Consider the following 16327-nt stretch of genomic DNA (forward strand, 5'->3'; position numbering starts at 1 on the left):
AACCAAATTGCAATGGGAATGAAAAAAATCGTGTGATGACGTCAATCATCCTTACCATGTGCCGTGCAATCCGCATCGCCTTGCACGGAAACCTCAGGCAATAGAACAGTGATGGTTGTTCCGCAGCCTACTTCCGACCACAGGCCCACCCGGCCTCGATGTGCTTCGACAATCGCTTTGGCAATGCTCATTCCAAGCCCTGAGCCATCCATACTCTCCTCGGTGTTTGTCCCCCGGTAGTAGCGTTCAAACAGGTTGCGGCGAGTCTCTTCGTCCATCCCTACGCCTTGATCCGCGACCACGATCGCCGCGCCGCCGGGACGTCTCTCTACCCGTACTTCAACATGAACTCCCTCGGGATTGTGCTTCACGGCATTCGTAAGCAGGTTATCCATCAACCGCTTCAGCCATTTGGCATTGCCATCAATGAGCAGCGGCTCTTCGCCTCCGATATAGGAAAAATTCGCATCCAGCGTTACATCATTCACGTATTTAAGCACGCAGCGCCGCACCAGTTCATTCAGATCAAGCCGTGCCAGTTCCTGCGGCCGGATCTCGCTCTTAAGACGAAAGACAAGCGAGAAGTCATCGATCAACTCCAGCATGTAATCGCCCTTTTCCCGAATGACGGTTCCCATCTCACGCAGCTCCTCCTGACTCCAGTCCTGCGGCGCGTTCTCCAGCATATAACCATATCCCTGGATCGAGGACAGCGGCGTACGCAAATCATGCGATATTCCCGACATCCATTCTTCCCGATTCCGGTCCAGCCGCTCGCGCTCCCGTTCGGTTTCGGCAAGCTTCTCGGCCATCCTGTAGAAGGAGTGAATCACTTCCTTATACAGCTTGAAGCGCATGCGCAGCTTCCCGTTCTTGCGAAATACGCGCTTCCGGTCCTTGGGCGTCAGCACTTCCTCATAAGCTCCGCTCCCCATGCGCTCAAACCATCCGGTAAACAGCAGCAATGGCCGACTGTACCGGTATCCATGCCAAATCGCTACCGCCAGCGACAAGATCAGTACACACAGCAAGGTCCACAGCGCCACACGGATCAGCTCATTCATAATAGGCTGCTTCTCCAGCGTCTCATCCTGCGGTGTATGGTACACCCAGGTGCTGCCGGTAGCCGGGTCGCGATAAACCGCAATATGCGTGGAGTAAGTACCGGGCTGCTCCTGCATCGTAATGATCTCCAGCGGATGGTAGCTTGCCTTATACTCGCTTTCCTTTCCAATCGCTTGCACAATCTGGCCATCCCGGTCAATGACATGCAGATATCCGCCCAGACTTACCAAGTCGTGCTTTAATTCAGCTGCATACGCCGGGTCCACCCTGCCGCCCGCTTGATACCGTGCATACCATTCCCGAAGATGATCCGAGCTCTCGTCAATTCGCCCTGCTAGATACAGCAGCGGGTCCTTGTATGTCAGATCCATCTGCCAGTCCATTGTGTACTCCCCAAGACGCCGCTTCTCCTTGATCTCAAGCAGGCTGCTAACCGAGTATTCCGAGGGAACATCCGGCGCGGTATTGGTGGCGTGAATCACATTCCCTTTCATATCCACCACCTGCAGCCACATCTCTTTGTCCTGGAGCAGCTGCTTCCAATGGTCATCCAGCAGAACCTTCCCGTTCTCCGTCACCGTCTCCGTTACAATGCTGTTCAAGACGCCGGTCGGGAAGTTGCGCCTCATCTCTTCATCACTGATATGCTTGATCAGGAAGAATAAGAGAACGATGAGAAAGCAGAACATAAATGCTGAGAACGCAATCAGTTGGTATGTAAAATGAAAGGCCAGTCTTCTGCGCAGTCTCATCGCCCTTTCTCCTTAACCAGCTTGTAACCGAGTCCGCGAACCGTCAGCAAATACTGCGGGTTGCTGGGGTCCTCCTCGATTCGTTCCCGAATGCGCCGGATATGCACCATAACGGTGTTGTCCTCACCTATGCCATCGATGCCCCATACGGCTTCATACAGCTGGGACTTCGAGAACACTACCCCCGGGTGCTTGCAAAAATAAAGCAGCAGCTGAAAGACCTGTGCCGGACAAGGCACAGGCTCTCCCAGCACCGTCAGCTCGCCAGCGGATTCATCGACCCTGAACCGGCCGAAGTCCCATGCACGCTGAATAACCGGCTGCTCGGCCGATGGCATCATCCCGAAGCCGCCCCGGCGCAGACGCGCTTTGATCCTTGCGGCAATCTCCAGCGGATTAAACGGCTTGGTGACATAATCGTCCCCGCCCATTGCAAAGCCTGTCAGCACATCCAGATCGGACGCTTTGGCCGTCAGAAACAGAATGTGCGGACTGCCATACGAACGGATTTGCGGACAAAGATCAAACCCCGTGCCGTCGGGCAGCATGACATCCAGCAGCACGATATCCGCTCCATGAGCGGCGATCTCGCTCAGGGCTTCCTTGCAGCTTGAAGCTGTATATATGCGGTTAAAGCCTTCCTTGCGCAGCACCATCTGCAGCATTTTTACGATGGAAGGTTCATCATCAACAATTAAAATTCGTGTATCCATTTTATCCTCACCCGCTATTTATGCTAGCACAGCAACCTTAACAGGAGTTAAACAAATGCTGGAAGTGTTAAGAAAAAGTTAGGAAGCCGTTTCCGCGTTATTTATGTTCAAGTTTTATACTTGGGGTTAGAGGTGACATACATGAATTCAAACAAACGTTCAACGGCGGTCGATGCCATTCGCGGATTAAGCTTGCTCGGTATTCTGATGGCCAATATGCTTATTTTTCAGTACGGCATGTTCGGCAAAGACGAGCTGCATTACTTCCAGCCTTCCACGCTGGATCAGATCAGCCATGACATGCTGAAAGTATTCGTCGAGGGCAGCTTTATGCCGATCTTTACGTTTCTGTTCGGCTACAGCATGATCAAAATGAGGGAAAGCCTGATCAACAAAGGGCTCAAGTACGGTCGAAGTTTCTTCCGCAGATCGGTTCTGTTAATCGTTCTGGGTCTGCTGCATTCAATATTCATATGGGAAGGCGACATTCTGCTGTTTTACGGAGCGATCGGTCTCTTCCTTGTGCTGTTCGTGAAAAGAAAGGTCAAAACCATTATGATCTGGGGTGTTCTCCTGCTCACACTGGTATCCCTCTTTGGATACGGCTCCGTCGAGCCGGTTGCAGGTGAAACAGAGCGCATGGAGAGTTATGTGAAGCAGTCGATTGAAGTCTACGGCAGCGGCACTTACAGCGAAATTCTGAATTTCAGATCAACGGAGGAGATGCCCATCGATCTGCCCGACTGGTTGATGCTGCTGGTCATCTTGATTGCTCCGCTGATGAGTGCACCGATGTTCCTGTTTGGCATGGTGGCCGCGAAACGCGGACGCTTTCTCCATCCTTCCATGGAAATCAAGCTGTATCTTAGATGGGCTCTGCTCGTTCCGGTCGGGCTTGGATTAAAAACTGCAGCCGTCATGCTCGGCGCAACCCATAGCTGGAGCGGCGTGTTCACCATGCTTGGCGGTCCTCTGCTGGCGCTGGGTTATCTGTACCTCTTCGCCTCCCTGTACGCGTTCTCGTCTCAGCAATCCATTGTAATTCGGGCTTTTGAAGCGGTGGGACGCATGTCGCTGACCAATTATCTGTCGCAGAGTGTTGTATGCGTATTGATCTTTTACGGATTCGGGCTGGGATGGTTCGGCAAGCTGGGCGTGCTGCAAGGAACGCTGCTGGCGGTTCTGATCTATAGCGTGCTGGCAGCGGGCAGCCTGCTCTGGCTAAAAAGGTTCCGCAGCGGTCCGGTGGAGAGACTGCTCCGCATGGGCACCTACTGGTCTTGGAGCGGAAGGGCTAAACCCAAGGAAGCAGCTCCGGTTGCAGCCGTACCTGCAGCAGAGTTTCCGGGGGATGGCCCTCCGGCTACTTAAGCGTTCCGTATGCTTCTTTTGCATGCAGAAGCCGGTTCCTCCCAAGCCCGAGATGAAATCAGTCGGTTCCTTCATGTATAATGGACATACATGCAAGGTGCTAGACATTTCTGGAATTTTTCCGGTCATCAACCGAAGGAGGAATCACGCATATGCTGGTTGTTACAAACTCGATTAAGGTCAAACCGGGCTTCGGTAAAGAGATTGCGCAGCGATTCGCCGAAGCGAAGGGTGTGCAGGAGATTGAAGGTTTCGTGCGGATGGAATTATGGCATGAGGCCAAGGAAGGCGCAGAGGCTGAGGAATTGAAGGTCTCCACGGTGTGGGAGGATGAGGAAGCATTCAAACGCTGGACATCCAGCGAGTCATTCCGGCAATCCCATGGTCAGGGCCGCAACGAGAATATTTTGGGCGCATCCTTGAACAAATATGAGCTGCTGATCAGCCATACCAAGTAATGGAACAATGCCCTGGCGCTTTATAGCACCGGGCTCGAAGTACCGCTTCATATCCAAGATTCAGCCAGGGGGCGTTTAGCCGGGCTGAATCTTTTTTTATGATGGGGGGTGGAATGGAGCGACTTGAGAAATAGGATGATCTGTTCATGAAGCGTGGCATTCTCACTTAACGCTCTGCGCGTAATCCATGTAGTTGTATCCGGATGCCTCTGGCGTTTCCATGGTGATCCCCGGCAGCAACTCCGGATTGTGCGCCCGCCCTTGCTCGATCAGATAACGACTCAGCAACTCTTGTTCCGGCCCTGAGAGCGCGTACCACTGACCCTCCACCTCGAATTCATTGGCAAGTCGAAGTTTCTGATTCCCCTGCACCATGTCCATGGCATACAGGAACCCCGGGCCCCGAGCTCCTTCTATTTTATAGGCTTGAAGCGAATTCACCCATTGCATGATCTGATCAAGCTCCTCCTCCTTATCCAGGGTCAAACGCGTGCCGTCCCCAAAAAAAACCTGGATGGCATCAACCTCCGCCGATTTCAGACCGATTAACGATGGAACGGATACCAGGCTGATTTCGTCGTCAGCTGTATCCTGGATTGAGCCTTTGCAGCCCGCGATCACGAGCAAACAGGCGGCTGCCAACAGCACCGAGATGAATCCGTACTTGAACAACATATGTATTCCTCCTTCTGCAAAGAGAGGCAGACTTAAACTCCTATAACCACATTATAAAATACAATAACAACAAAATGGTTATATTAAGCACGATCAGGCAAAATGCCATACATTCAGAATCAAAGGAGCTGACATCCCATGGAAAGCACGCATGATTTTGTGAAAAAAATGAACGAGAACGCGGAAAAAGCCCGCCACAACAAAGAGAATCACGGCAAAGGTACGCCTAGCGACAAGCTCCCGGGCAAACAACACAGCACCAAGAAATAAAATGAACTTACCGCGATCCATACGGATCGCGGTTATTTGATCAGGTTCTTCGGGATCTCATGACCACCGTCTCCCCTATTACATATGGATTACAAACCTTCCGATGCCTGCTTCAGTAAAGATGCCAACGCATCATAATCCACCTGCTGCCCAGCCGTGATTTTGATCGTTTTCCGCTCAGGCGGACCTTCGAATAGCGGCTGCGGCCAATCCAGGCCCGTCGCATTAAATATCGTAAAGCTCACGGCCGTCTTGGAGATGCTGATCACCGCCGCATATTTCCCATTTTTCAGAAAATGGGGCTTTTTATATTGAAGCCGTTCCGCAACGCCCGGGATTGTGCTGTGCACGAGTTCCCGAAGCCGCTCACTGACCTCAACCTTCCAAGAATCATTCACTGCCGCAATGTAGTCCGTCACTTCTTGATTCATCTGATTTAACTCCCTTTCGTATCATAGTGTCCAACCTATTATTCATTCAATTCTCATTGTTGATGATCAGCCCTGAAAAACCATCTGCCAGGTCATGCCGTATCGATCAATGACTTCTCCGTAATAAGCCCCCCATGGCTGCAGCTCAAAAGGATACTTCTCTGTACCCCCTTGGCTGAGATTACGATAGGCGGCGCGGGCGTCCTCCTCATGACTAAACGTTAAAGCCAGCCCCATATTCGAGCCCTTGGGAGTCTCCTGAAAAGCATCCGTCAGAATGAGTCGATTGCCGCCAGCCAGGGTCAACGACATGTGCATGACCTTATCCTGATGGGCTTCCGGCATGCCCGGCATGCTCCCGAAAGTAGTCAGTATGCCGATTTCTCCTCCCAACGCCTGTATGTAAAAATCCGCCTGTCCTCTTGCATCCTCGGAAATAATAAACGGTACCATCTGTGCTTGCATGTTCGTCTTCCTCTCTATTCGTTTAATGGTTTTACATATAGATGACGAACAGGATTCGGCGTAATCGACACATTTTTAAATATTTATCAAAAAAATTTCAGATCTTTTTTTGCGCTCATTTTCAAGGTTCACCAGTCAAGCATTCCGCCGCTCGATCGAGCAGCAGCTCCCGTTCCCTCTGATTGTCCGTCAGCGATGCTGCCCGTTTGAACTCGGCACAGGCTTCTTCGAGCCGTCCCAGCTTAAAGAGCAGGTCTCCCCTTACGCTCGGGAGCAGGTGATATCCCTTCAAGGCAGGCACGGATTGCAGAGCATCCACGATCTCAAGCCCAATCTCCGGACCGAAAGCCATGGAGAGGGCAACGGCACGGTTTAATTCCACAATAGGGGAGGGAGAAACCTGGGCTAACGCTTCATATAGCGCGGAGATGCGAATCCAATTCGTCTCTGCGGCACTGGCCGCTCCGGCATGACATGCGGAGATTGCGGCCTGAAGGGCATAAGGTCCCGTCATGCCTCCCAGTTGCTCGATTCGATCGAGAGCGGCAAAGCCTCGGCGGATCAATAGATAATCCCATAACGCCCGATTCTGGTCCAGGAGCAGAACAGGCTGACCGCCCGTATTGACGCGGGATTTGAATCGGGAAGATTGAAATTCCATTAACGCAACCAACCCGTGCACCTCGGGCTCCAGTGGGGCAATCTCAGCCAGCACCCGCCCGATCCGAAGCGCTTCCTGACACAACAGCGGGCGAATCCACTGACTGCCGGACGATGCTGCATAGCCTTCATTAAACATGAGATAAATGACCTCAAGCACCGATGACAATCTCGGTTTGAGCTCCGTTCCTTGCGGAATTTCAAACGCGACCCTCGTTGCCGACAGCGTCCGCTTGGCACGAACAATGCGCTGCGCTATCGTAGCTTCAGGGACAAGATAAGCATGGGCGATCTCCACTGTCGTTAATCCGCCAAGCAGGCGGAGTGTTAGCGCCACACGGGCTTCGGGGGAAAGAACCGGATGACAGGTCATAAAGATGAGCCGCAGCAGATCGTCATTCACTTCCCCCGGCTCCGGTACCTCCATGTCCGAATCCATCCGGACATCCAGCTCGCGGCCCAATAATGCGTACTTCTGATCGCGCACTTTATTTCGGCGCAGCACATCAAGTGCTTTTCGCTTCGCGGCGGTCATCAGCCATCCGCCAGGATTATCCGGTATTCCTTCCTTTGGCCATCGCTCGAGCGCAGTGATCAACGCATCTTGCGCCAGATCCTCGGCGAGACCGATATCACGAACCATTCGCGTGAGATAGGCGATAATCTTGGAGGATTCGATTCTCCATATCGCCTCGATCGCACGATGTGTATCTGCAGCCGGCATTAGGGATTCTGCCTTTGGATATGTTCGCGCATCTCATATTGTTTGGCCTGGGCTTGTGGATCCTGCGTCAGATCCGTGGGTTCAAACACCTGCCGGAGCTCGATCTGGCCTGCACCGAAGCCGTGAGGGTCCGGCATGCGCTTGGCCCATTCAATCGCTTCTTCCCTCGTCTTCACTTCAATCAAGGTATAACCCGCAATCAATTCCTTGGCTTCCGTAAAAGGCCCGTCGGTAATCTTCGCCTTGCCTCCAGGCTCCGGATAGGAAATCCGGATGGCACCGGAGCTTGGATGCAGTCCGTCCGCAGCAAGCAGCACACCGGCTCTGGCCAGCTCCATGTTGTACCTCATCATGGCATCCAATTGCTCTGCACTTGGCAGCACACCTGCCTCCGAATCCTCGGTTGCCCTTACAATCATCATAAATCTCATGGTATATTCCCTCCTGTTATAGGAACCTTGCATTCCCGTTCTATACTTATACAACGAATGGAGAATTGCCTAATCGACATGCATTTCATAAATCTTCATTCTTCCTAAATAATAAGCAGCAACAAAAATAATTAAGTAACAACCATTTCGTTATGGGATCACATATTCCTGTTTACGTGATTCGATTCCATGAAAAAAAGACCAACCAAGTACATCGCTTGATTGGCCTTTGTAAGGCTATGATTCTTCACGAATTCCTGTAATGCATTCATCCCATGGACTTGGCTCGTTCCCGGTACGTTTTATTCTTCGCGCGATTGCCGCAGGCTTTCATCGAGCACCATTTGCCCGTCCCCGGCCGGGAACGGTCGACGAATACCCACTGGCAATCCGCCGCCGTGCACACCCTCAATCTGCTCCACAGATTGTTTTCACGAAGTCGGAACACCAGAATCAACAACCGTGCCAAACCTCCCTTTCCCTGTTCCTCCACGGACTCCATCACATCGGACATTTCACCGAAACGATAGAAGAAACGGAATTGGCCCGCGATACGATTCAACGTCTGGAAATCGTCATCCTTAGGATCATGCGGGTTATATGGAATGGCTGCCCTTAAGCTGCTGCGCAGTTCACGAGCCAACGTCAAATCCACTTCGGTTACGCTGTCCAAATCATGAATAAAGCCATACTCCAAGAGCCAGGATCGTAGGTCATTTACGCCTTCAAGAATCTCCACGCCCGGATCGCCCTCATATCTCATCCGTCTATCATGGGTATTAATATAGTCTGCTATGATTTCCAGCTGCTCCAATTCTGCTCCCACAACAAACAAACCTCCTATTGATGTTTTCATGACAAACCAGTAAAATGAATTTATCGGTTAGCTAACCATTAATTTTATTTTAACAGTCATCACGTGTTGTTGAACTCCCTGTTACCTGTTTATATCTATCCACTGCAAGTATGTTGTTATCAGTATAGCAGACTCCAATCTTCCTAAGAGGTGAAGTGAATGAAGATCAGACCCTTTTCTTATCCAATTGAACCCGCTGCGATTGATGACCTGTACCAACGCCTTGATATGACCCGGTGGCCTGACGAAATCCCGGGTGGCCGCTGGAATTACGGAATCCCGCTTGATTTCATGAAGGATATAATCGCTTACTGGAGGCATGAGTTCGATTGGGAAGCCTTCCGTCGCTCCATTCATGCTTATCCGAGTTATGTCGCTGAAATCGATGGGGTAGACATTCACTATATACATATTAAGGGCAGCGGTGACAACCGCGTCCCGCTCCTCATCGCCCACGGATGGCCCAGCTCCTTCTATGAAATGCTGGAGCTGATCCCTTGCCTTACGAATCCTGGGCCAATCGGGGGTCGTGCGGATATTTCCTTCGACCTCATCATTCCTTCCCTGCCGGGTCACGGCTTCTCGGGTATTCCCTTGCGTCCAGGCTTTGAGGACCGACAGGCAGGAGAACTGCTTATGAAATTAATGACGGGGCTCGGTTATGAGCGATTCGGTGCCCATGGATATGATATCGGAGCCAGCATTCTTGGGCTCATGTGTCTTGACCATCCCGACCGGTTCATCGGTTATCACACCACATCCCCCGGCAACCCGAGCCCCTGCGTGGACTCGACTTCCCCGCTTTCGGATGAGGAGAGGGCGTTCCTCCAATATCAGCAGCAATGGTACCGTGAAGAAGGCGGCTACGCCCATATTCTAGGTACAAAACCGCAAACGGCAGCCTACGGCCTGCATGATTCTCCTGTGGCACTGGCCGCTTTCATTCTTGAAAAATGGCATTATTGGACATCCCCCGAAGATAACAACGTATTGCAGCATTTCAGCAAAGAGCTGCTCATCTCCAACGTCTCCATCTATTGGGTGTCCGAGACCATCAATGCCTCGAACCGCTACTATTATGAAGGCACGCATACGAGATGGCCGGGACCGGGAGAAACCTCGCCTGTACCGCATGCGGTCACCTTAAATGCACAGCGAAACGAGCGTCCGCCGAGAGAATACGTGGAGCGAATATTTCCGAATGTGATCCGCTGGAAGGATCTGAATTCGGGCGGGCACTTTATTGCGGCTGAACAACCCGCATCGGTTGCCCAGCAAATCGTGGCGTTCTTCGATGCGCTAAGGTAATTCTCACGAGGTACGGTAACTCCCTCGAATGTTAGAAACAGGAGATTGCTGTCTCGGTGCAGAAAGGATTAGCTACTAATTCTCTTGAATGCGGTGATCTCCATGAACAGTTTGATTCCGAATCGAATACATATCATCGGCTCGGTCGGCAGCGGCAAAACGACGCTTGCCAGAGGGCTCTCCGCCCGGCATGGCATCCCCTATTACGAGCTCGACAATGTGGTCTGGGAGCGAGCCAACCCGGACGATATCCGAAGGAGCGAGGCGGACCGGGATGCGCTGCTGCTGGACATCGTGAAGACGGAACGCTGGATCATTGAAGGCGCCCATCTTGAATGGGTCAGCCCCAGTTTCCAGCAGGCGGATCTCATCGTTTTCCTGAATCCTCCCTACTCCACAAGAACCTACCGGATCATCACCAGATTCATCAAACAGCGGCTTGGACTGGAACAGGCGCACTATAAACCCGTCTGGATCATGCTCCTGAACATGTTCAAATGGAGCGCGTCTTTTCAGCGCGAGGGCAGGCACCGGATCCAGCACACGCTTAGGAGCTATCCCGATAGAGTGCTCATTGTGAAAAACCATAAACAGCTCATGCAGCAGCTGGAGCTGTGGTCACCTCCAACCGGAGGAAACAACCCGGTCGCAGAGATCAAGTTAGAAAACGGAACTTAGAAGATGCGGATGAAATGGGCAGCATAGCAGGCATAGCTTAACGGAACCATGCCTACTATCGGAACGCAAAGTACCGATTTGGAATTGTGCGTGACATAGAGAAGCATCAGGGCAGGCGGCCCTTCAAGAACGTGGTCGTTAGTGGCGGTAGCTTTGGCCCTCTCGAGAACATGGTCATTGGTGAGGGCAGAATAGCAGGCATATCGAGAGCATGACCGTTGCTAATAGGCAGTACTTCGGCTCTCGAGAGCATGGCCGTTGATGGGCAGTACTTCGGCTCTCGAGAGTATGGCCGTTGATGGGCAGTACTTCGGCTCTCGGGAGCATGGGAGTTGATGATGGGCAGCACTTCGGCTCTCGAGAGCGTGGCCGTTGATCATGGGCAGTACGTCGGCTCTCGAGAGCGTGGGAGTTGATCATGGGCAGACACAAGAAGACACAAGAGGACCTCCTAACGGAGGTCCTCTACTGCTAACAGACACAGTTGACGCTATTGGAGGTAAAAAGCTCCTTTTAAAATCGCAACGGACCTGAGGTACCTTAATTCGTAATATCACAGGTGTTTGAACAGGGAAAACTCTTTATAACGACTGTGGTGTCCGTTACATTTGGGATTGTGCGTTTTTACGGTAAATAACGTCCGCTGGGTCCATTAGAGATTCAAACCAGGGCAATCATGCACCCCGCCCGCAACAAAGGCTTACCGGCTTCCGTATGCTGGGAGCGTAATTGCTTCCTAGCTTGTGTCACCGCCCAGCCTCCGTTTCACCGATTCAGGAGTTCCGAACTCAGCCGCTAACTGGTTGAGCATCTCCGTACTCTGCAGCTCCTGGGCAGCTTGTTCATCATTCAGAAAATATCCATACTCAAATACCGTTCTCCCGTATCCGGCGCAATGCAGACGACTCGCTTCCCTTCCCCCAGCCGTTCTGCCACGCGAAGGGCTGCGAATACCGAAGCGCCGGAGGACGGTCCGACCAGAATTCCTTCCTTGCGTGCCAAATCCCGAACGGTTTGCAGCGCATCCTCGTCAGCGATCTGTATGATCTCGTCATACACACTCGTGTTCAGAATCTTCGGCACGAAGCCCGGACTTGTGCCAACCAGCTTGTGCGGCCCCGGTTGTCCGCCGGAAAGCACGGGCGAGCCCTTCGGCTCGACCACCGCGATATGCAGGCTCGGCAGAGACTTTCGCAGCTCCTCTCCGGTTCCGGTTACCGTACCGCCCGTTCCGGCAGTCGCAACAAAAGCATCCAGCCGCCCCTCCATCTGCTCCAATATTTCCGGTGCTGTAGTCACCCGGTGAATGTCCGGGTTAGCGGCATTCTCGAACTGCTGCGGGATGAAACTTCCCGGAATCCGCTCTCTAAGCTCAAGCGCTTTGGCAATTGAGCCCGGCATACGCTCGCTGCTCGGCGTCAGCACGACCTCCGCCCCGTATGCCTTTAATATGTTAATCCGCTCCTTGGACATGTTATCCGGCATAATCAATATGGCCCGGTAGCCCTTAGCTGCCGCAATCATCGCCAGGCCAATGCCCGTGTTACCGCTGGTCGGCTCTATGATCGTGCCGCCCGGCTGGAGCAGGCCCTGCTCCTCCGCGGTATGAATTAGATTGTAGGCTGCGCGGTCCTTCACACTTCCCGAAGGATTGAATCTCTCCAGCTTTACATAAACATCGGCGGCCTCTGCAGACGCCAGCCGCTGAAGTTTTACCATTGGCGTCTGACCGATCATATCAACAATGCTATTATAAATCTCCATGACGTTCTCCTTTATATATGAAGTGAAGGAACTCCCCACCAAATCTCTAACAAAGACAATAAACTTACTCGGATTATATGCAAGTTCCTCCCCTATTGTCAATGAAGCTCAGCATGCCGCCAAACTCTGTCAGGATGACAACGCACCAGGTGTTACGTCCTTTGCTCGCTGCAAAATCTTTGGCTCGGCAAGAGCATGGCTCGCCGCTCCACCATGACTTTATGGTATGCTGTTTTAAGGAAAATTCCCTTCGATCTACATGAAGAAGACAAACCCTATGCTAAGGTACTTCTTCTACAAGAACAAGGTTTCATTCTCCTTAAATCCCCTACCTTCAAATCCATTCATGAATCTATAAACTTATATCTGGACTCATAAAGGAGGCGCAAGAAAAGCGTGAATATCCCGCTGTTACTACCTGAAGATCAACCCATACTGCTGCTCGACCGAACCGATGATTTAACACAGCAGGACGTGCTGTGCCATTTTGCGCTGGACGAGCTCCTATGCAGACTGACCGGAGAGGGCGGACCCGCGATCTGCCATATATGGCGGCATCCGCGCGCTTTTGTCATGGGTGTGCGCGACAGCAGACTGCCCCAAGCTGCACAGGGGGAAGCCCTGCTTCGCTCACTCGGCTATGATACCGCCGTCCGTCATTCAGGCGGGGCTGCGGTTCCCTTGGACTCCGGGGTTGTAAACCTGTCCCTTATTCTTCCGTTTGCATCCAAGGGACCTGCGCCTGATTTTCATCAGGACTTTGAGATCATGGTGGAGCTGATCCGGGAAGCGCTGCACAGCACCGGGCAAAGGGTCGATACCGGCGAGATTGCCGGAGCATTCTGCCCGGGGACATTCGATTTGAGCATTCGAGGTCTTAAATTTTGCGGCATAGCCCAGCGCAGGCAGCGAAAAGCTTTTATCATTCAAGCTTTTATCATCGCCCAAGGCTCAGGCAGCGAACGCGCCCGCCTCGTTCGTTCTTTCTATGATATTGCAGCGGAAACAGCAGATCCGAAGCAGTACCCTATCGTAGAAACTACCAGCACGGCCAGTCTCGAGGAACTGACAAATATCGGGAGCGGCGCAGCAGCGGTACAGCAGTTTATAACAGCAGTAAGAGAGGTTATCCGCAATGGGCAGTCGGACAAAGATTTAACAGGAGTCGCCTCCAGATTCGTTATGCCAACAACCGAGGAAATCCGGATGATGGCTGACCAGATGCGGCAGCGATATAACAACAAGTAGATATAAGGGTGGGAATGCCGCTGCATGTGGCTGGCGGATTCATGCGGTGACATGCACGCAGTCGCTAATGCTTGGGGATGATAGTGCTTGTTGACCCGGCTCACGTAGTTACCGATATTAGTAGCTGCTTGCCGCGTGTGGTCGCTAATCAATTGGCTCCATGTAACCGCCTGCGTTGCGTGCGGTTCATCTCCTCCATCCCACACCGCCCCGCCCGCTGTGAGAGCACCGTTCGGGGCAAGCCACTGAATGGCCCATCAACAGGAGCCGCGGAAAGGTATAATGGCACCCCCATCTGGGGTATGCCATTAGTATCAAGGTTCCCGCAACCTAAAGGTGAGGTGAATATCCGGTGGACCCATCGGAAGATCGGTGTGAATGCTGCGGCAGGTCAGGTGTAGAAACAACGATTCACCATCTGACACCCAAGGAATATGGCGGCGTTAAACTTCCTACGGCCCTGCTGTGTATCCCATGTCACAGACACATTCATCATCTTTTTACAAACAAACAGCTCATTGATCTGGAGCTAACTACGATATCAGCTCTGCAGCTCAATCCTGCCATGCAATCCTTCATCCGCTGGATCCGAAAGACTCCCCCTGGCACTATCCCCAAATCCCGTAAATCCAGAAATGTACGGAGGCGACGCTAACAACCTGTTCTGACCCCCTTTAAGGTATAACACCCCCTCAGATTACTTTATTTTTACAATTGCACCAATAATGGATGATACTCTCTTAACACTTCCCCTATACACTTGTCCTGATGGCAATTTATATTAGGGGTGGATAAGCTTGAGTAAAACAATGGACCGCAAAACGTTTCTGTCTTATCTGGGTACCGGCGCAACCGCATTGGCAGCCGCATCCGCTGGCTTGGGCGTATTAGAAGGCAAGGCTTCCGCTATGTCCGGAACCGCAAATCATCTGTTCGGATTCAAAACGAATCGGGTCAGCGGCTATTTCGAGCCTATCGAGCCAACCAAAGCAGATCAGCTCGTCCTGCCTAAAAATTTTAAATACGATGTCATTGCAGCTTTCGACGATGTGATTAATCCCGCTGGCGAAAAATTCGGCTCCGGCTGTGACTACAACGCCTTCTTCCCGATTAAGGGCTCCAATGTCCGCGGCCTGCTGGTCAACAATCACGAGTACTCGACCATATTCTCGATCGGACCGGTGAAGGACGGTAAAATGTCCGCGGATCAAATCCATAAAAACCTGTATTACCAAGGCATGTCAGTGATCGAAGTATACCGCGACGAGAAGGGTGTATGGAAAATGGACACCACCTCCACCCATGCCCGCCGCATCAACGGCTTCACTAAATTCGATATTACCGGCCCTGCCAAAGGCATTCCAGCCTTGAAAGGCGCCACAACCGCAACAGGCACATTTGCCAACTGCTCCGGCGGCGTAACGCTCTGGAACACGGTTTTGTCTTGTGAAGAGAATTTTGAGGAAACCGCAGCGGTCTCGAAGCTGCCGGATACCCATTACGGTTGGGTCGTTGAGGTCGATCCGTTCGACAAATCCTTCTTGAAAAAACACACCGCTCTCGGCAGATTCAATCATGAAAATACGGCCATGGGCCTTGCCGCAGACGGCCGGATCGTTGTCTATATGGGCGACGACAAGAAGGATGCCTGTGTCTATAAATTTATCAGCAAGAACAAATATGACAAAAGCAAAGGCCGCGCCAACTCCGCACTTCTGGAAGAGGGAACCCTGTATGTTGCCAACCTGAAGTCGGGCAAATGGCAGCCGGTCACTCTGGAAGCTGTAACAAAAGCCATTGCAGAGGACAAAGAGGCACAAGCCAAATTCAAGTCCCAAGGCGACGTCGTGACTTACTGTCAGGAAGCTGCGCGTTTTGTTGGTGGAACGCCGACAGACCGTCCGGAAGACATCGAAATTTCTCCGTTTGATAACACGGTGTTTATCTGCCATACAAACAACGACAATCACGGCAATATCCACGGCCATATCACGCGCATTTTTGAAGCGGGCAACGATTTGGCGGCCATGGAATTCGACTTTGAAATCTTTGCTGCGGGCGGACGCCAATCCGGCTTCAGCTCACCAGACAACCTGGCCTTCGACTCGAACGGCGATCTGTGGGTCGTGACGGACATCTCCAGCAGCAGCCAGAACAAAGGTGTTCACAAACCCTTTATGAATAACGGACTGTTCGTCATTCCAACAAGCGGACCGGATCAAGGAGCTGCGCTGCAATTTGCTTCTGGTCCGGTAGAGTCGGAGCTTACCGGTCCCTTCTTCACACCCGATGAGCAGACGCTCTTCCTGTCCGTTCAACACCCAGGTGAGAATACGGAGGACCTCAGCAAGCCAAGCAGCACATGGCCTCACCGCTCCGGCGAGAACATGGCGCGCTGTGCCGTCGTGGCGATTAGCGGATTCAAATTAGAATCATAATCCAGCATAGAAAGGGGTTA

The 16327-nt window shown here is 52.1% G+C and carries 16 protein-coding genes; 7 read left to right on the forward strand and 9 right to left on the reverse strand.

Features of this window, described 5'->3' with window-relative positions:
• Positions 1 to 41: 41 nt before the first annotated feature.
• Together PVOR_RS00310 and PVOR_RS00315 are read right to left on the reverse strand one after the other, a co-directional pair.
• Positions 42 to 1817, reverse strand: a complete 1776-nt coding sequence (locus PVOR_RS00310) for a sensor histidine kinase (protein ID WP_006207049.1) — start codon at positions 1815 to 1817, stop codon at positions 42 to 44.
• Entirely contained in the window at positions 1814 to 2530 is a 717-nt protein-coding gene (locus PVOR_RS00315) for a response regulator transcription factor (protein WP_006207050.1), read from the reverse strand. Before PVOR_RS00315 ends, PVOR_RS00310 begins: the two co-directional genes overlap by 4 nt.
• 141 nt (positions 2531 to 2671) lie before the next feature.
• Between PVOR_RS00315 and PVOR_RS00320 the strand changes: the two genes are divergently transcribed.
• Complete coding sequence (locus PVOR_RS00320; RefSeq protein WP_006207051.1) at positions 2672 to 3901, forward strand: DUF418 domain-containing protein; 1230 nt, start codon at positions 2672 to 2674, stop codon at positions 3899 to 3901.
• Between the two features lie 152 nt (positions 3902 to 4053).
• Complete coding sequence (locus PVOR_RS00325; RefSeq protein WP_006207052.1) at positions 4054 to 4359, forward strand: antibiotic biosynthesis monooxygenase; 306 nt, start codon at positions 4054 to 4056, stop codon at positions 4357 to 4359.
• A gap of 162 nt (positions 4360 to 4521) precedes the next feature.
• Here the strand turns inward: PVOR_RS00325 and PVOR_RS00330 are convergent, their stop codons facing one another.
• The gene (locus PVOR_RS00330) at positions 4522 to 5034 is read right to left on the reverse strand and encodes a hypothetical protein (protein WP_006207053.1); all 513 of its coding nucleotides are present in this window, start codon (positions 5032 to 5034) and stop codon (positions 4522 to 4524) included.
• Between the two features lie 138 nt (positions 5035 to 5172).
• Here PVOR_RS00330 and PVOR_RS29425 point away from each other — a divergent pair, with 138 nt between their 5' ends.
• Positions 5173 to 5304 carry a DUF4023 domain-containing protein gene (locus PVOR_RS29425; protein WP_006207054.1) on the forward strand — a complete coding sequence of 44 codons (132 nt, stop codon included), beginning with the start codon at positions 5173 to 5175 and terminating at the stop codon, positions 5302 to 5304.
• A gap of 89 nt (positions 5305 to 5393) precedes the next feature.
• On the opposite strand, the gene PVOR_RS00340 is transcribed toward PVOR_RS29425, so the two are convergent.
• The 5 genes from PVOR_RS00340 to PVOR_RS00360 form a co-directional block, all read right to left on the reverse strand.
• Positions 5394 to 5735: a DUF1801 domain-containing protein gene (locus PVOR_RS00340; protein WP_006207055.1), complete on the reverse strand. Its 342-nt coding sequence runs from the start codon at positions 5733 to 5735 to the stop codon at positions 5394 to 5396.
• Between the two features lie 66 nt (positions 5736 to 5801).
• A complete protein-coding gene (locus PVOR_RS00345; protein WP_006207056.1) occupies positions 5802 to 6200 on the reverse strand; it encodes a VOC family protein in 399 nt (132 codons plus the stop codon).
• 121 nt (positions 6201 to 6321) lie between these two features.
• A complete protein-coding gene (locus PVOR_RS00350) occupies positions 6322 to 7584 on the reverse strand; it encodes an RNA polymerase sigma factor (RefSeq protein WP_006207057.1) in 1263 nt (420 codons plus the stop codon).
• Complete coding sequence (locus PVOR_RS00355; protein ID WP_006207058.1) at positions 7584 to 8015, reverse strand: YciI family protein; 432 nt, start codon at positions 8013 to 8015, stop codon at positions 7584 to 7586. The genes PVOR_RS00350 and PVOR_RS00355 overlap by 1 nt, the downstream gene beginning before the upstream one ends.
• A 268-nt stretch (positions 8016 to 8283) precedes the next feature.
• The gene (locus PVOR_RS00360; RefSeq protein WP_006207059.1) at positions 8284 to 8841 is read right to left on the reverse strand and encodes a CGNR zinc finger domain-containing protein; all 558 of its coding nucleotides are present in this window, start codon (positions 8839 to 8841) and stop codon (positions 8284 to 8286) included.
• 189 nt (positions 8842 to 9030) lie between these two features.
• Between PVOR_RS00360 and PVOR_RS00365 the strand changes: the two genes are divergently transcribed.
• Positions 9031 to 10179: an epoxide hydrolase family protein gene (locus PVOR_RS00365; protein WP_006207060.1), complete on the forward strand. Its 1149-nt coding sequence runs from the start codon at positions 9031 to 9033 to the stop codon at positions 10177 to 10179.
• A gap of 102 nt (positions 10180 to 10281) precedes the next feature.
• A complete protein-coding gene (locus PVOR_RS00370) occupies positions 10282 to 10857 on the forward strand; it encodes an AAA family ATPase (RefSeq protein WP_040680058.1) in 576 nt (191 codons plus the stop codon).
• A gap of 849 nt (positions 10858 to 11706) precedes the next feature.
• On the opposite strand, the gene cysK is transcribed toward PVOR_RS00370, so the two are convergent.
• Positions 11707 to 12621 carry a cysteine synthase A gene (gene cysK / locus PVOR_RS00375; protein WP_006207062.1) on the reverse strand — a complete coding sequence of 305 codons (915 nt, stop codon included), beginning with the start codon at positions 12619 to 12621 and terminating at the stop codon, positions 11707 to 11709.
• Between the two features lie 396 nt (positions 12622 to 13017).
• On the opposite strand from cysK, the gene PVOR_RS00380 reads away from it, so the two are divergent.
• Both PVOR_RS00380 and PVOR_RS00385 read left to right on the forward strand, forming a co-directional pair.
• Positions 13018 to 13869, forward strand: a complete 852-nt coding sequence (locus PVOR_RS00380; protein WP_006207063.1) for a lipoate--protein ligase family protein — start codon at positions 13018 to 13020, stop codon at positions 13867 to 13869.
• Between the two features lie 809 nt (positions 13870 to 14678).
• On the forward strand, positions 14679 to 16307 hold the full coding sequence (locus PVOR_RS00385; protein WP_006207065.1) for a PhoX family protein: 1629 nt from the start codon (positions 14679 to 14681) through the stop codon (positions 16305 to 16307).
• The last annotated feature ends 20 nt before the right edge of the window (positions 16308 to 16327 follow it).

The organism is Paenibacillus vortex V453, from assembly GCF_000193415.1.
GTDB classification, from domain to species: domain Bacteria; phylum Bacillota; class Bacilli; order Paenibacillales; family Paenibacillaceae; genus Paenibacillus_AQ; species Paenibacillus_AQ glucanolyticus.

Coding starts and splice junctions, on each gene's coding strand:
- PVOR_RS00310 (WP_006207049.1), bottom strand. CDS start 1,817: ATGAGACTGCGCAGAAGACTGGCCTTTCATTTTACATACCAACTGATT.
- PVOR_RS00315 (WP_006207050.1), bottom strand. CDS start 2,530: ATGGATACACGAATTTTAATTGTTGATGATGAACCTTCCATCGTAAAA.
- PVOR_RS00320 (WP_006207051.1), top strand. CDS start 2,672: ATGAATTCAAACAAACGTTCAACGGCGGTCGATGCCATTCGCGGATTA.
- PVOR_RS00325 (WP_006207052.1), top strand. CDS start 4,054: ATGCTGGTTGTTACAAACTCGATTAAGGTCAAACCGGGCTTCGGTAAA.
- PVOR_RS00330 (WP_006207053.1), bottom strand. CDS start 5,034: ATGTTGTTCAAGTACGGATTCATCTCGGTGCTGTTGGCAGCCGCCTGT.
- PVOR_RS29425 (WP_006207054.1), top strand. CDS start 5,173: ATGGAAAGCACGCATGATTTTGTGAAAAAAATGAACGAGAACGCGGAA.
- PVOR_RS00340 (WP_006207055.1), bottom strand. CDS start 5,735: ATGAATCAAGAAGTGACGGACTACATTGCGGCAGTGAATGATTCTTGG.
- PVOR_RS00345 (WP_006207056.1), bottom strand. CDS start 6,200: ATGCAAGCACAGATGGTACCGTTTATTATTTCCGAGGATGCAAGAGGA.
- PVOR_RS00350 (WP_006207057.1), bottom strand. CDS start 7,584: ATGCCGGCTGCAGATACACATCGTGCGATCGAGGCGATATGGAGAATC.
- PVOR_RS00355 (WP_006207058.1), bottom strand. CDS start 8,015: ATGAGATTTATGATGATTGTAAGGGCAACCGAGGATTCGGAGGCAGGT.
- PVOR_RS00365 (WP_006207060.1), top strand. CDS start 9,031: ATGAAGATCAGACCCTTTTCTTATCCAATTGAACCCGCTGCGATTGAT.
- PVOR_RS00370 (WP_040680058.1), top strand. CDS start 10,282: ATGAACAGTTTGATTCCGAATCGAATACATATCATCGGCTCGGTCGGC.
- cysK (WP_006207062.1), bottom strand. CDS start 12,621: ATGGAGATTTATAATAGCATTGTTGATATGATCGGTCAGACGCCAATG.
- PVOR_RS00385 (WP_006207065.1), top strand. CDS start 14,679: ATGGACCGCAAAACGTTTCTGTCTTATCTGGGTACCGGCGCAACCGCA.